The organism is Acinetobacter sp. SK-43, assembly GCF_015351505.1.
GTDB lineage: Bacteria > Pseudomonadota > Gammaproteobacteria > Pseudomonadales > Moraxellaceae > Acinetobacter > Acinetobacter junii.
Window position 1 is genome coordinate 1 of record NZ_JADKPY010000001.1, and the last position, 13649, is coordinate 13649.

Sequence of the window (13649 nt, forward strand, 5' to 3'; positions counted from 1 at the left end):
ACCCTTATTTCTTCCCTTGACAAAATTCTTGAAACGAAATTTGGGGTCTAGGAACAGAAAAGTACGGACCCCAAGAGATGATACTACCTTCTTGTTCAATATGATTTTTTATATCTCCAAAGAAGGAATCATAAAGTTTGAAATAGTTATATGCATTTAGGTTTTTGGAATTTTCATTGCAGACTTGATGGATGCCCGATTGTAAATCAGGAGCTTGAAAGCTTGAATTTTTATCCTTTATTTCCTCAATGATTGAACTCAAATAGCCTATCTGGAACTGAGGAACTGGAACTAAAAAAAGGAAGGCGAAATAAATAGTTGCAACAACAGCTAATAGTTGAATAATGCTTTTATTTTTTTTGGCTTTATCCTTGTATTTTTTAATAAAAAAATAAAAAATGAGGCTCGGAATAGCCAGTAATACTAATATAAAGTACCAGTCTACATAAAGAAAACTTATTAAACTTTCCAATCTCTTTCTCAACTTATCGCGTCAATATAAATATTTGATTAACTACACCTAGTGTACACAAAACCATTAAGAATAATGAGGGTATGTAAATCTTAAATTTACGATAAAACCATAAGGCTGCGATAAACAAAAAAATTAAAAACATCATAAAATTAACGTTCAACTCTGTAGGTCCATCTACGGCGTAAATTGATGTCCATGTTAAGAGCATGACTAACATTAATGTTAGTGGAATTAAGTAATAAATATGATTTTTTAATATTGCATATTTAAATTTCATTGAAGTAAAACTTTTTTAAAATATTAATAATTATATCACACCTAAAATTGCCCAACCAATTGTCAATTAACATTTGCGTGGTGCTGCGAGTTGAATTAACATTGGCTATGAAGAAAGCCTATTTCAAGTATTTATTTTCATCAACTATCCTTACCAAAATTTTAATTTTGTATGGATAGCTGATGATTGCTTTGTGCATTCTTTCGTTATCCGTACGCCAACGGAGTTTTAATCATGAACTATTCTGTATTCACTTTAGCTGTTGTTGTTCTTGTTGTTTATCTTAAAGATTCAATTCTTTTAAGATTGAAAAACGCTCATTTTCCTTTCTCTGGTGCCAAACCTATAGTATTGGATAGTGTTAACTTTGGTTTGAAATACATGATTTATATCCTTATAAGTTGTGTAGTAGTCTCAGCTCTTGTTGCTTTGACTCAAAAAATCAAAAAAGAACAAGCTTCTAGTAAAGTTATGAGTGTAATCAATACTCATGCTTTGTTAAGTATCATTTCTTTCCTTGTGGTCATTGTAATAATCCCATGTGTCAAAGGAATCTCTATCTTGTTAAAAGATGGTACCAATGATCTTTACACAGCTTGGATCGGTGTTGTACTTTTCCTTGCTTTTACATTTGCCGTTACAGTTTTCGTAAGTTTGAAAGCTGAATGGTTCAAGGTCATTGATAAAGCTACAGACTAAACATCTGTTTGCAATTTTTTTAAAAAACCATTTAGAGTTATCTATCTGGTTTTTTTTGTTCTGAGGTAGGGGGATTTGCCGATCGGCAAATTTTCAGTCAACAAGAGAAAACGTATACATTGGTTAAATTTCAATTATTACAAGTTTAGTTTATCTAGTGATTTACATTTACAACTTTAGTTTATGTTGCAAGCTAAAGTGACAAGTTTAGTTAATTAAACAGGTTGTTTCAAAAATGAAACTTTAAATTTTGCAGTAATATTTGCCTAATATTAAAACATCTATTAATATTAATTTTGAAGAATGCCAACGTAGACATGCTTTCATCTAATGCTATCAATCAAAAATCAAATTTTTGTATGGATAGCTGATGATCGCTTAACGCTTTCTTCCGTTATCCGTACGCCAACGGAGTTCCCCTCATGACTAATTTAGCTATTTCCGCAAAGCTTGAATCATCTTTAGTTGCTAATCGTGTAAAAGCGTTTGTTCAACATAAAGGTTTCTCAAAAGCACAACCTGTTGGTTGGGTAAAAGATAATGTTTTTGACCTTAACGCAATTCTTTGCAGCGTTAAAAATAATTATCCCTTTGGATATTGTCCTTCAAATGAACGTTATGTAAGTAACGTTGAATGGAACTGGACAAAACTTCCAAAAGATTTACCTATTACTAAACTTGCATTTAGCTTGGTTCTCGGTGTTGAGTGTTTTTCAACATGTGTCCTTCAAAATGTCGGACGCAAGAAGATCAAGCTTGATGATAAATGGTCACATAGACTATGCAAAACTGGTGTTTGGTATGAAGAATTAACTTCAACTGTAGATTTATCTAAGTTTACTGATGAAGCAATCATTCAAAGTACACAAATAGCACAGCAAATCATAAATGAGATTTGCACAGTAGAGTTTAGTGATGTTGCTCAACTTGTTGAAGAAGATCGAAGCTTTAAAGGATACAAATACGAAGCGCGTAGAATTCTTTCATCTTTATACATGTTGGATATTTCAACTGAAATGCCAATATCTATAAATGATCGAATTGATTTTGTTAAGTTGCCTAAGCCTTACGCTTATAAGACTCAATACTATTGCGAATCGGAGTATTCACAGTACTTTTCTAAATTATTGAATCGTTTGCCTGTTAAAACAGTTGCCGATTTAATGCTTGATTTGATCCCTTGTCAACATGATGCCGGATTAATTCTCGCTGTACTGACCAGTGTAGACAATGATCAGCTTTCAAAAGAGCTTTTTCAAAGTTTGCATCCTGTGATTATTCGTCAAATAGATGAGTATGAGCAGTTGGTACTAAATTATGAAAAGCCTTCTTCTAAACCAGAAGATGTGTTGGCAATGAATCGTAAGATGCCAACTCCTGTTCTTACTAATTATTTGAACAGAGTTTCATAATAAATAAAGCCTTTTAGAATTTTTCTAATTGGCTTTTTTTTTGATTCTATATCGGGAGAACTGTAAGAAAGTACTGGTATGTCAGGAACAGGAATGGGTGGTGGTTTCATCCAGTTATTTGTAGGCAAACCTGCCAATGATGATCTTAAGGCAGTATTATACCTGTCAGCTATTCAATAAAATGCACGAGAGCAACATGAAAAAATCTGTTTTAATTATTTCAATTTTTTTAGGAACGATGACAATGAATACATGGGCTGAGAGCAGCAGTAGTAGTAGTAAGGAAAAGGTTATCGAAAGTACTAATATAAAAATTCAACCAGACAAACAAAAAGATGTTTTCGAATCGCCTAAGGAAGATGTGTTTGCTAGACCAGATCAAGATGTATTTGCATCACCTAAAGCTGACGTGTTCGCTGAACCTAATCAAGATGTATTTGCCTCACCTAAAGCTGATGCATTTGCTAATTCAACACCAGATGTTTTCGCTACTCCTAAAGTCGATAAATTTTCTGAACCCAAAAAAGACGTTTTCAAAAAGTAATGTTTTGAATTGATTCTTAAGATACCTCTTAGCAATTTTCTGAGAGGTATTTTTTTTATAATATTTATTTAAAATAAAACATTAAATTAATATTTATATTATATACTGATATTTTAATAATATATTGGTGTAATTCATGAGCTATCTTACGAACAATCCTAAACTGGCTGATTCAATTGAGAGCCTACACTCGGTGGCTGCAAATTTTGGAAAGGTTTTTTATCTTCCAATTTTAGACCCACACAATGTACAAGATGATTTTATTGAATTTTTTGACGATCTTGATGATTACAATGTCGAAAGTTTAAATGAACAATATGCCGGATTTCAGGAAATAGCTGATAGTTATGAGAAATGTTCCCGTAATGATCGTAGAGACTTTTTTTGTGAATTTATTTCAGAGCTACATCAAAAGTGCGAATTTCCAATGTTAGTCGAAGTTAGATTATGTCAGACAATATCAAGTGTAACTTTGGATAAAAATCAGGAACCGGTTGGTTTTGGCGGTGTATGGAACTCATATCACTCTAACTGGATTTTAGTTGAAAATTGGGAACAGGCAATTGAAAAGGGGATCACACTTGGTAAGCAAAACCTTTTAGAACATCACAAACTAAAAACTGCTTAAGTCGGTGAAGTTGTTTTGATAGGATCAATTGATAGAATTATTCCAAGGGGCATTATTATGACTAATTTATCGGAAAATAGTCCAAGAGAAAGCGGATCAAATCATTTTATTCTTAAGCATCATTATGACATTGGTGATCGATCTGTTCTCTTTTCTCTGGATGGATTAACTGAACATGAAGTTAAAGATTTGGCTGTCTATTTGCAATTTAAGGCTGAAAATCTATTAGATGTTACGATTTCTCTTGATAATATTACCATTGTACAATTCTTGGAACATTATGGTGCTGTTATTAAAAGTCGTGATCAATCGAATTTGAATGATCCCTCAAACTTAACGTTAATCGAAATGTATTATGAGCGAGAATCAAGAATCTGTGGTAATAACTGGTATGCAGAACATTACTCAGAGTTCGATGCAAAGTACGGCGTTCAGGCAACCGAATTTTTAAAAAGTAAAAGTGATGGAAAAAAATTAGATGGTGCCTTGATCTAAGGTATTCTTAAATGTGAAATCCCAAGAGTGAGTTATAAATGATCAAATGTCAAAAGTATCAAATATCCCGACCTACTCTAAAAAGTAGCTTGGAAGAAGATTTGCAAAAAGTTAATGCGCTATTTGAAAATAACCCCGAACGAAAAATTATTAATATTGAACATGTAATTTCACCTTCTGAAACCACTTATGGTTACAATGACTATTTTATTTGTGTTTGGTATTCAGAGTAGTAATTTTTGAATATCGTATTAAAAGTGATAAGAATCCCTATCTGTGAATAGGGATTCTTAATTAAAGTTATTAAGCGGTTTTTGACATAATGGTTGTAAACTAAAATATTTGAAGTTCTTAAATTACTTGAATTTAATCTTACCTAACCCACTTTTTGATACATTTCTTTCAATAGGATTACCATATATTTTTATATCGCCTACACCGCTTACTTTAGCTGTAACAGACTCAATAACATGAGACTTGATGGTTCCAACGCCACTGAGTTTTAAAGTAGCTATATCACAGATTAAATTTTTAAGGTTAATTGTCCCTGTTCCAGATAACTTTGCATCAACATTTTTTACACTCCCTGATAGAATTATATTTCCCGCACCTGACAAACGGAGTTCTATATAATCTTCTTTTAAATCATTACTTAAAAAACTACCTGTACCCGATAACTTTAAATAATTAAGTCTTGGCAAGACTACAAAAATTTTAATTTTACCACTCAAGTTATTGAAATTATTTATTTGATTTCTATTACCTATTTGAATACTCATACCATTAATTTGAAAACCATTTCCATTAAAACTGTTTGAACAAATGACTTGTGTTCCATTATTCGTAATAATAGTTATATTGCCTGTATTCTTGATGTGCAGCTCACCACCAGTAGCAATAAACTCAATGTTGTTTAAAATTTCATCATTATCGGAAAGTGCTATTGCAAAACCTGTATCTAAATCAGACTGAATAAACTCCACATCAAACGAACCTGAGCTACTTATGCTCGATACTCCCAAAAGATCAATCTTTTTTGAACTTTTGAGATCGGAGTTGCTTCTTATAATTTCTTCTATTTTCATTTTTCAAAAACTCCAAAGTTTACAACTATATTGTTCAAGTTTTGAACTTTAATGTTCAGTTTAAGACCTGATTGTTAAAGCACAAAACTTACAAAAACTAATTCATTAATTTATATTCAGATTGACCAAATAATTAAATTGAAAAACTGCTTGAGCTGCTCCAAGATTTATTGCATTTTCTTCCATTACTTGAGGAGCAATCAAAAGAAACCGCTCAACCAATTCCTCATAGCTTTGGGCTTCTGTAGTTACATTGACTGCTTTACAATCTGCGATCCACACTCCTTTGTCTATATCTCGCGTTACATCTACGTTAATCACTATGCTTAGAGTGGAGCTTTCATCACGTTCTAACTTTCCAATCGTAGTATCTGGTATGGAATTTATTTGTTCTTTTGAATTGTGGGGTATATCAAGCCAACCATGGGGTTTTCCAAACTCAGCTTCAATCTGTCTGGCAATTTTATTACCAATACCCTTGATTGGTGTCTCACCGGCAAATTGGCTCGCTTGAGACTGGCTTTTTTGAATTCTTTTACCAAAATTCGTAATGCCTCCGGATTGTTCCACCAAAGTTCTGGTATTTTGGTACCTGATTGTTTTGCTATCCAAGTTTTGTTCCTTAAACTGTATGCTTGATTATTAGAAAATATAATTTTAGTTTGAAAACTGGATTAGTATATTTATCGTAAACTTATTCAGTTTCAGTAATTTTGCCTTCTTCAACAAGACGTTTGAACTTTAATCGGTTGAAATGATGTGCAGCCGCGCATAAATCACCATTTTTAAGCCATTGCTCGGTAGAAGGTTCCTTGCCACCTTCATAAGAAATCTTTCCATCTTTGAAGAAATTGTCCATATCTCTGTGATATGCATCAATGACATCTTGGTACTTGTAGCCACGTACACCTTTTAAATTTTTATCTTCACAAGCGAAAAGAATGTTATTGATCGCAGCATTTGAATCAACTTTGTTATATTCAAGTTCGCCCAGAATAGAGATCAATTGACGATCGAGTGCCGGAGGTAATGGAGAAAATTGAATTGCAAAATACAGTACGAAAGTGAAAGCAATGACCAACCCAAAATCAAGTTGACGTTTTAGTAATACTTGTAATAATGCAACGATTCCAAAAGATATAAAAGCAGCCACTAAAATGGCTGCAACTGTACTGGAATAAATTAAGTAAAAAAACGGTTCCATAAAATGCCTGATTGAATTTATCTTAATGTCACACGAACCGGTCCTTTGCATTGTTTGTTTAAGGGGATACCTTCTTCATTAACACGGCGAAAGTATCCACATTTCTTACAAACTGTTTTGCCAACCAGTCCTTTAGGGGTTTGCAGTATTTTAACCCATTCATGACCATTTTGGTCATCAATATCAAGTTGAAGGTAATTTGAATTATCCATTAATGATCAGACTCTCTATTCTGATAAAGACAAAGCAATCGGATCAAGCTCAGATGAAGCATGTTGCCGCTCCAACTTTTGAATAATGTCTAATAACTGGCTTCGAACATTCTGAATTGCTTTACGTGGGTCAGCGTCTTTGGCTGAGAAATAGTAGTTGCTTTCCAATTGGAATTGCAGAGTTGCACTAAAGCAGCCCTCCGGATGTTCCGGTCTTAATTCAAGATCGCCTTTTTCAATTTTCCAGTACCAACCTAGATTTTCAAACACTATAGGTTTCCAACCGGCACCAAGTAGAGAAGCCATTTCATTTGAATCAACTACAGCTTGATCGTATGCTGATTTTTTACATTTTCCACCGCAAGCCGGTGAGCAGTAAATATCTCCATTAAGTACAGGTACCCATCTCGGATTTGAGTCAACCTCGCCAACGGCGGTTTCATCATGTTCATAAATATTCATATTCCTAGTATCCTTAAACCTGTATGTATTAAATCGACCAATTAAGATTGCTTGCTTTCATTATCGTTCCATCCATAAATGATGGAGATACTCATAAAAAGGACGATGAATGCAGCGACAATGCATAAGAAACAATAGAAATAAGAGAATTGCACCGGTTCAAACTTATATAGATACGCTGCAAGTCCTATTAAGATAAATTGGACAAATAATCCACATATAGCAATATTTTTTAGCATGGTGAGGCTCCATTAATTTCTGTAGGAATTCATCAATTGAATGAACTGATCTTCATTTAAGACGGGTATATTCAATTGCTGAGCTTTGTCTAGTTTGCTACCGGCTTTTTCTCCTGCGACTACACATTTTGTTTTTGCTGAAACACTGCCTGACACCCGTGCGCCAAGCGACTGTAGTTGTTGAGTTGCTTCATCGCGACTCATGGTTGATAAGGTGCCTGTTACGACCCAACTTTCTCCATTCAGAGGCAGGTTGGAGGATGCCTGAGGTGCTTCCCACACAATTCCGGAGGCAATTAAACGAGCAATAATCTCAAGGTTATGACTCGCCCTAAAGAAATCATATATCCATTCTGCTGTTATATCGCCCACATCGGGTGTTTTCTTTAGTTCCTCTAGGTTGGCACTCATTAAAGCTTCTAAGCTTAAAAATTGATTTGAGAGCATTTTAGCGGTAGTCTCTCCAACTCCTCGAATACCTAGCGCATAGATAAAACGATGTAATTGAGTTTGTTTACTCGCTTCAATTGCTGCTAATAAATTTTGGACTGATTTCTCGCCCATTTTGTCGATCGTTAATAATTTATCCTGATGTTCGTGTAGATGATAAATATCTGAAACATTGTCGAGAAGATTCAGTTTTAATAAAGACTCAGCCCAACGATCACCAAGTCCATCAATATCGATGGCTTTCCGCGAAACAAAATGTCGGATAGCTTCGATACGTTGTGCTGAACAATACAATCCGCCAGTGCAACGAGCCAGTGCTTCGCCTTCTGGCATGACTACGGGAGATTCACACTCAGGACAATGCGTAGGTAACTGCACCATTTGAGTAATCTCAGGACGGTATTCATGCCAAACCTTCTCAATTTTAGGTATGACTTCACCCGCACGGAATACACTTACTGTATCCTGAATTCGCACGTCTAAACGATGAATTTCACCTATGTTGTGGAGTGTGACATTTGATACCGTGACTCCTCCAACGGATACAGGTTTAAGTCGGGCAACAGGTGTTATTGTGCCTGTGCGTCCAACTTGCCACTCAATATTTTCTACTGTAGTGAGAGCAGCTTGTGCAGGGAATTTATATGCAGTAGCCCAACGGGGTTCACGGCTTAAAAAACCAAGTGTTTTCTGTTGTTCTAAGCTATCTACTTTAATGACCATCCCGTCAATCTCTACAAGAAGATCAGGGCGGATGCTCATAATGTACTGATAACACTCCTCTACCTCTTGAATACTATTTACAAGCCACTGGCGTTCAGCAATTTCAAATCCAAATTGTCTAAGCCAGTATAGGCTTTCAGACATTGAATCAAGACCGTGAGCAGGATTACATTGAGCAATGCCGTAAGCATAAAATGCTAGGGGGCGACTAGAGGCAATCTTAGGGTCCAATTGACGCAAGCTGCCCGCAGCAGCATTACGAGGATTTGCAAAAGTCTTTTCACCAAGTTCTATTGAACGGCGATTAATCATTTCAAAGCCGGCTTTTGGCATTAATACTTCGCCACGTACTTCTAAAAGATCAGGAACGTTATCAGCGTAGATATTCAAATCAATAGGAAGATTACGAATCGTTTTGACATTTTGAGTAATATCTTCTCCATTTTCACCATCACCACGAGTAACTCCACGGACTAGAACGCCGTGTTCATACCAAAGTGAAATTGCTAGACCATCAAGCTTTAGCTCAACGTCATATTGAATTTTTTGATTCGGCAAACGTTCAGTTATACGCTGATCGAAACTCTTTAATTCATCGAAGTGGAATACGTTACCAAGAGATAGCATTGGAACAGTATGTTTGATTGATTGAAATTTCTTTAATGGCTCTCCACCTACTTTCCGAGTCGGGGAGTCTTTTTGAGCAAACTCTGGATGTAATTCTTCCAACTGCTTAAGTCTGAAAAAAATTTGATCGTATTCAGCATCAGTGATTAATGGATCATCCATTACATAGTAAGCATGATTATGCTTTGAAATAGATTGAATAAGATTCTTCATTTGTAAGACAATGGGTTCAGAACTCATTTTTTTCTCCATTAAACGATTTGGAAATATTAATTTTTTACATCCCGCTAGAGAAAATTATTTTAGTGAAACAATAAATTGATAAGGACAATATTTATAAGAAAGTAAGTCGGCTGTAATCTTTTCTTTAGGCGTAAATGTCTTTATTACTTCGCCATTTTTTGGGTTTTCTTGAATTAGTTCCAATTTTAAGGAGAATTTACGACCTTGACTCCGGATAAATTCAAGTATTTGAATTTCAGTTTGATTTAATTCAAAAATGCTCTCGCCATTAACAGTTGCAATAAAGTTATTAAATAATTCTTTTGTAATTGGTGAATTTTGCTTAATGGCAGATAGAATATTAGAGTAGGCTGTATTGTTCATTAAAAATATCCTTTAAAAAATTAGGGAAACACTAATTTAATTAGACGCGAATTTGGCAATCTTATCGTGAGTTTTTTCTAAAGAGGATTTCTCTGCATCTTCTTTAGTACTTGGAGCAGTGATGATTTCGTTCATTGAACGGATGGTATCAACTGGAGTTGAACCAGTAAGGTACCAAAGGACAAAAATACAAAACGCTGCCGCTAAGACTAAACAACCAAAAAATTTCACTGCTACAGGTATACCAGTCGCAGAGTTTGGTTTTTTTGTTGAACTATTATTCATAGAAATCAATCCTCATAATTTTTCAAAAGTGCCACTATTCTTTCTAAAGAATTTTCAATAATTTCAATTTGTTCAGTATTTAAAGTGGTTGATTCTCCTTTAATTTTGGAGTCATAAAAATTGCTAATAATCTTTTGCATAGAACTTGTTATACGGTGTAAATCATAAGGGTAAATATCCCCCCGTGACTTATAGAGATATTGAATAGTATTTACCAGTTTAGAGTCCTTACATTCATTAATTAATTCAAAAGCCTCCTTTTTCTTAATCTTTGGTCTGAAAGGATTTAAGATATGAAGTACCGGCGCATTGTAAACTTCTGGATTAATGTATAATTCTTGACTCATAGGACTATCCCATCAATGTAAATTAATTTGAGAATGGTAATGCTTGGATCATGGCATAAATGTCGGCACCATCTTCCTCTGAAACGTATTTCTTAAGATCGGGTCCTAGCTCAATCAAAATTTCTTCAATTTCTTTTCCATCCAATACTTGTTGTAAAACTTTTGCTGCAAGTTTGAAGGATGTGTGTTTTTTATCCAATTCAATCGAAGGGGAGACGATAGCAGGGGATGGGGGAGTCTGCACAATATCTTTATCATTCGCAGTGCTTTCGATATTACTGTTTTCATTTCCCTTTTTAGATTCGCTTGAATCTTTTTCCTCAGAATTTTCTCCTTGATTACCATGGCTTTCAGGCTTTACTGAACTATTAGCCGGTTTGAGATCAGAGGGACCAGATTTGATCGCCGTTTCACTACTGCTTTCATTCTCAGAAGTTTCATTCTCTTTGAATGCGTTTGGGCTGATACCTTCTGCTTGAGGTTTGGCACTTGGTTCAACCGCTTCTTGTTCAGGTTCCGCAGGCTCAGTTAATTCTTTGATAATACGTGTCAGTGTACTTTCATAAATCAGTTCCGGATTAAACTCACCATCAGCATTTTGAGCGTATGGTTTAACTTTGGAGAGCCAATCTGAGTGTCCCATTTCGATTAATTTTGAAATGCCAACAAGGACCCGTTCAGAGTTAATGTTATGCTCAAGGACAAACTGATTGTCTTTTTCAGTAAAGTATTTTGCAACTCGTAGCAAACGACTCACCACTGAATTAGTAATACCTAAAACTTGACCGGCTTCACCTTTTGAACATTGCGCCGCATCCATATAATCAATTAGGGATTTTGCTTTTTCAATAAAATGCATGTCTGCACGAATATTGTTTTCAACAAACTGATACTTGATTACATCGGCTTTTGTTTTAATCAAACTCGGCGGTACGAATTTGAAGTCGTGTTCAGTGAAATTTAGTTTTGCCAATGCATGAAAACGATGTTCACCAGTTAATAGAACATACTCAAAACCATCAGGCACACTATCGCCGTCAATTTCTGGGTCTACCTTTCTAATTTCTGGATAGTTGCGCAATGGGTAGGTAGCGGCAATCTCATCAACTTTGTCTTGATGAATCTTAAGACGAATCTGTTTAGAAACATAAATCTTGTTGAGACTGACTTTGATCAGTTGTTCAGTATTCAGCAAAGACTTATTAAGCGTATCAGTAATACGTTCACCTTGTTTGGCTCCTAATCCACCAACAAGGTCATCAACATTTAATTTTCTTCCGCGCATTGTTTTCACCTTATTCTTGATCATCTAGTTCGTCTTGACGTTTTTCTTTACTTGCATTCTGACGAGTAGATTGCAAACTGGAGATGATGTCCTCAACAACATCACGCTTTTGGCTTTCAGAGATCAATCCTAACTGTTCACGGATTTCCAAAAGGGCTGAAACATAAGCCTCAGTAACACGTTCGATTTTGCGAGGAACAAAGGCATTGCCACCACGCTCGTGTGCTTTAACAAAAAGTCCGCTATATGGAATATAAGTTTTCATTACAGTCCATTCAGAATTTGAAGGAAGGCTTAAAATTGGCTCTAATAGAGCAAGAGCGTAATTTGTGCCTTTTTCCCCACCCTTAATATCGGAAAGTAATAATAATTTTGGAATATTAAGGTTAATGTTACGGCTGAAATGGTTGATGTATTCAAGGGTATCTTTTGTTGCGTTCAAATCAAATTTAGACGCTTTAAAAGGTGTAACTATAAGGTCAACTAAAGGAAGGATGTCATTAAGATACATTTGGGCAGTATCTTGCGAGTAACCTACAAAGCCTGCTGTATCAATCCAGATTTCATCCATTTGATCTAACAGACGATTAACGATCTGTGATGGCATTACATCTTGCTTCGGCGCAACCACCTGTGGAAGCACGTATTCAAAGGCTTTTACCTTATCATCACGATTATCATCTTGCCAGAGAGTTGCAGAACGCTGAGGGTCGCAATCTAAAATTACTACATTACGAGTACCTTGGAACATAGAAGCAGTCGCAAGATTGATGAGGTTGGTTGTTTTACCGCAACCACCTTTTTGCGAAACAAACAGGATAACTTTTGCTTTATTTTGAGTCATTTTGAAACCTTTTGGTAATAAGTAAACCTATCATACGATGGATATAAGTATAACTCAAAAATAGGGGTGTATCAAAATTTAGAACACTCAAAAAAAGGGGTTTTTTTGATTATTTTGTGATTAATTGTAAATAACATTAATTTAATATTTGATTTTAATTGTCGTTAATTATTTGAATAACTATATTTATAAAACACTATCAAAAGAACGGTGAAATAAATGTCTGAGTTAAAAAATGTAGAAAATGAAGAATTTTGGAAAAACCGACCCGCATTTGTCATGGAGCCTAACCCATTAAAGCTTGATACTCTGAAAAAGACGGGGAAAAAAATTGGCTTATTTGTTGTCTTTGCTCTTGCATTCTTGTTTGTGATGGAAGAAATAGTTATACCAAAATTAAGTAAAGCCCAAGCTCAACTGAATAGCGACACTATAAAGCCGGAAATGCTTAAATTGGCAGATTCTGGAAAGCCACAAGCAGCTATTTGGATGGCGTTAAATTATCCAAAAACGGATGCTTATCGATTGGATCAATTGATCGCACAAAAAGATTCGAATGCGATGATGGCAAAAGCTACTTTGCTCTGGTCAACTGATCCTGATTCTGCAAAATTATATATTAAAGAGGCTGCTGCGGAAGGTAATCCTGCGGCAGTAAATTATCTTTCAGAAAAAAAACCTAATGATATTGGCTTTGGACGTTTCATTGTGGAATATGTATTGAAATAGAGCATAAGAAAAAAAGAGCCT

18 protein-coding genes are annotated in these 13649 nt (G+C 35.0%); 6 read left to right on the forward strand and 12 right to left on the reverse strand.

Annotated elements, in window-relative coordinates; translation table 11 throughout:
* Window positions 1-4: 4 nt before the first annotated feature.
* On the reverse strand, window positions 5-472 hold the full coding sequence (locus IRT38_RS00005) for a hypothetical protein (RefSeq protein ID WP_194596639.1): 468 nt from the start codon (window positions 470-472) through the stop codon (window positions 5-7).
* A 514-nt stretch (window positions 473-986) separates the two neighbouring features.
* On the opposite strand from IRT38_RS00005, the gene IRT38_RS00010 reads away from it, so the two are divergent.
* The 5 genes from IRT38_RS00010 to IRT38_RS00030 all read left to right on the forward strand — a co-directional run bounded on the left by IRT38_RS00010 (window position 987) and on the right by IRT38_RS00030 (window position 4530).
* Entirely contained in the window at window positions 987-1451 is a 465-nt protein-coding gene (locus tag IRT38_RS00010) for a hypothetical protein (RefSeq protein ID WP_194596640.1), read from the forward strand.
* Window positions 1452-1873: 422 nt separating this feature from the next.
* On the forward strand, window positions 1874-2863 hold the full coding sequence (locus tag IRT38_RS00015) for a hypothetical protein (protein WP_194596641.1): 990 nt from the start codon (window positions 1874-1876) through the stop codon (window positions 2861-2863).
* Window positions 2864-3059: 196 nt separating this feature from the next.
* On the forward strand, window positions 3060-3407 hold the full coding sequence (locus IRT38_RS00020; protein ID WP_194596642.1) for a hypothetical protein: 348 nt from the start codon (window positions 3060-3062) through the stop codon (window positions 3405-3407).
* A gap of 136 nt (window positions 3408-3543) precedes the next feature.
* The gene (locus tag IRT38_RS00025; protein ID WP_194596643.1) at window positions 3544-4035 is read left to right on the forward strand and encodes a hypothetical protein; all 492 of its coding nucleotides are present in this window, start codon (window positions 3544-3546) and stop codon (window positions 4033-4035) included.
* Window positions 4036-4092: 57 nt separating this feature from the next.
* Window positions 4093-4530 (forward strand): hypothetical protein, encoded by a 438-nt coding sequence (locus IRT38_RS00030; protein WP_194596644.1) that lies wholly within the window; start codon window positions 4093-4095, stop codon window positions 4528-4530.
* 356 nt (window positions 4531-4886) lie between these two features.
* Here IRT38_RS00030 and IRT38_RS00035 read toward each other — a convergent pair whose 3' ends face one another.
* From IRT38_RS00035 to IRT38_RS00085, 11 genes are all read right to left on the reverse strand, one after another.
* Entirely contained in the window at window positions 4887-5615 is a 729-nt protein-coding gene (locus tag IRT38_RS00035) for a GIN domain-containing protein (RefSeq protein WP_194596645.1), read from the reverse strand.
* Window positions 5616-5720: 105 nt separating this feature from the next.
* Window positions 5721-6227, reverse strand: coding sequence for a DUF1902 domain-containing protein (locus IRT38_RS00040; RefSeq protein WP_194596646.1), 507 nt, complete (start codon window positions 6225-6227; stop codon window positions 5721-5723).
* An 82-nt stretch (window positions 6228-6309) separates the two neighbouring features.
* Window positions 6310-6819 (reverse strand): hypothetical protein, encoded by a 510-nt coding sequence (locus IRT38_RS00045; protein ID WP_194596647.1) that lies wholly within the window; start codon window positions 6817-6819, stop codon window positions 6310-6312.
* A gap of 17 nt (window positions 6820-6836) precedes the next feature.
* Window positions 6837-7031 (reverse strand): hypothetical protein, encoded by a 195-nt coding sequence (locus IRT38_RS00050; protein ID WP_194596648.1) that lies wholly within the window; start codon window positions 7029-7031, stop codon window positions 6837-6839.
* A 15-nt stretch (window positions 7032-7046) separates the two neighbouring features.
* On the reverse strand, window positions 7047-7493 hold the full coding sequence (locus IRT38_RS00055) for a hypothetical protein (RefSeq protein WP_194596649.1): 447 nt from the start codon (window positions 7491-7493) through the stop codon (window positions 7047-7049).
* A 251-nt stretch (window positions 7494-7744) separates the two neighbouring features.
* Window positions 7745-9772 (reverse strand): NAD-dependent DNA ligase LigA, encoded by a 2028-nt coding sequence (ligA, locus tag IRT38_RS00060; RefSeq protein WP_194596650.1) that lies wholly within the window; start codon window positions 9770-9772, stop codon window positions 7745-7747.
* A gap of 57 nt (window positions 9773-9829) precedes the next feature.
* The gene (locus IRT38_RS00065; protein WP_194596651.1) at window positions 9830-10138 is read right to left on the reverse strand and encodes a hypothetical protein; all 309 of its coding nucleotides are present in this window, start codon (window positions 10136-10138) and stop codon (window positions 9830-9832) included.
* A 36-nt stretch (window positions 10139-10174) separates the two neighbouring features.
* Window positions 10175-10423 carry a hypothetical protein gene (locus IRT38_RS00070; protein ID WP_194596652.1) on the reverse strand — a complete coding sequence of 83 codons (249 nt, stop codon included), beginning with the start codon at window positions 10421-10423 and terminating at the stop codon, window positions 10175-10177.
* Between the two features lie 5 nt (window positions 10424-10428).
* Window positions 10429-10770, reverse strand: a complete 342-nt coding sequence (locus tag IRT38_RS00075) for a hypothetical protein (protein WP_194596653.1) — start codon at window positions 10768-10770, stop codon at window positions 10429-10431.
* A 22-nt stretch (window positions 10771-10792) separates the two neighbouring features.
* The gene (locus IRT38_RS00080) at window positions 10793-12055 is read right to left on the reverse strand and encodes a ParB/RepB/Spo0J family partition protein (protein WP_194596654.1); all 1263 of its coding nucleotides are present in this window, start codon (window positions 12053-12055) and stop codon (window positions 10793-10795) included.
* A gap of 10 nt (window positions 12056-12065) precedes the next feature.
* Window positions 12066-12899, reverse strand: a complete 834-nt coding sequence (locus tag IRT38_RS00085; RefSeq protein WP_194596655.1) for a ParA family protein — start codon at window positions 12897-12899, stop codon at window positions 12066-12068.
* 219 nt (window positions 12900-13118) lie between these two features.
* Between IRT38_RS00085 and IRT38_RS00090 the strand changes: the two genes are divergently transcribed.
* Window positions 13119-13628, forward strand: a complete 510-nt coding sequence (locus tag IRT38_RS00090) for a hypothetical protein (RefSeq protein WP_194596656.1) — start codon at window positions 13119-13121, stop codon at window positions 13626-13628.
* The last annotated feature ends 21 nt before the right edge of the window (window positions 13629-13649 follow it).

Excerpts from the sequence above, each read along its gene's own strand:
- IRT38_RS00010 (WP_194596640.1), top strand. The coding sequence starts at position 987 with ATGAACTATTCTGTATTCACTTTAGCTGTTGTTGTTCTTGTTGTTTAT.
- IRT38_RS00015 (WP_194596641.1), top strand. The coding sequence starts at position 1,874 with ATGACTAATTTAGCTATTTCCGCAAAGCTTGAATCATCTTTAGTTGCT.
- IRT38_RS00020 (WP_194596642.1), top strand. The coding sequence starts at position 3,060 with ATGAAAAAATCTGTTTTAATTATTTCAATTTTTTTAGGAACGATGACA.
- IRT38_RS00025 (WP_194596643.1), top strand. The coding sequence starts at position 3,544 with ATGAGCTATCTTACGAACAATCCTAAACTGGCTGATTCAATTGAGAGC.
- IRT38_RS00030 (WP_194596644.1), top strand. The coding sequence starts at position 4,093 with ATGACTAATTTATCGGAAAATAGTCCAAGAGAAAGCGGATCAAATCAT.
- IRT38_RS00035 (WP_194596645.1), bottom strand. The coding sequence starts at position 5,615 with ATGAAAATAGAAGAAATTATAAGAAGCAACTCCGATCTCAAAAGTTCA.
- IRT38_RS00045 (WP_194596647.1), bottom strand. The coding sequence starts at position 6,819 with ATGGAACCGTTTTTTTACTTAATTTATTCCAGTACAGTTGCAGCCATT.
- IRT38_RS00050 (WP_194596648.1), bottom strand. The coding sequence starts at position 7,031 with ATGGATAATTCAAATTACCTTCAACTTGATATTGATGACCAAAATGGT.
- IRT38_RS00055 (WP_194596649.1), bottom strand. The coding sequence starts at position 7,493 with ATGAATATTTATGAACATGATGAAACCGCCGTTGGCGAGGTTGACTCA.
- ligA (WP_194596650.1), bottom strand. The coding sequence starts at position 9,772 with ATGAGTTCTGAACCCATTGTCTTACAAATGAAGAATCTTATTCAATCT.
- IRT38_RS00065 (WP_194596651.1), bottom strand. The coding sequence starts at position 10,138 with ATGAACAATACAGCCTACTCTAATATTCTATCTGCCATTAAGCAAAAT.
- IRT38_RS00070 (WP_194596652.1), bottom strand. The coding sequence starts at position 10,423 with ATGAATAATAGTTCAACAAAAAAACCAAACTCTGCGACTGGTATACCT.
- IRT38_RS00075 (WP_194596653.1), bottom strand. The coding sequence starts at position 10,770 with ATGAGTCAAGAATTATACATTAATCCAGAAGTTTACAATGCGCCGGTA.
- IRT38_RS00080 (WP_194596654.1), bottom strand. The coding sequence starts at position 12,055 with ATGCGCGGAAGAAAATTAAATGTTGATGACCTTGTTGGTGGATTAGGA.
- IRT38_RS00085 (WP_194596655.1), bottom strand. The coding sequence starts at position 12,899 with ATGACTCAAAATAAAGCAAAAGTTATCCTGTTTGTTTCGCAAAAAGGT.
- IRT38_RS00090 (WP_194596656.1), top strand. The coding sequence starts at position 13,119 with ATGTCTGAGTTAAAAAATGTAGAAAATGAAGAATTTTGGAAAAACCGA.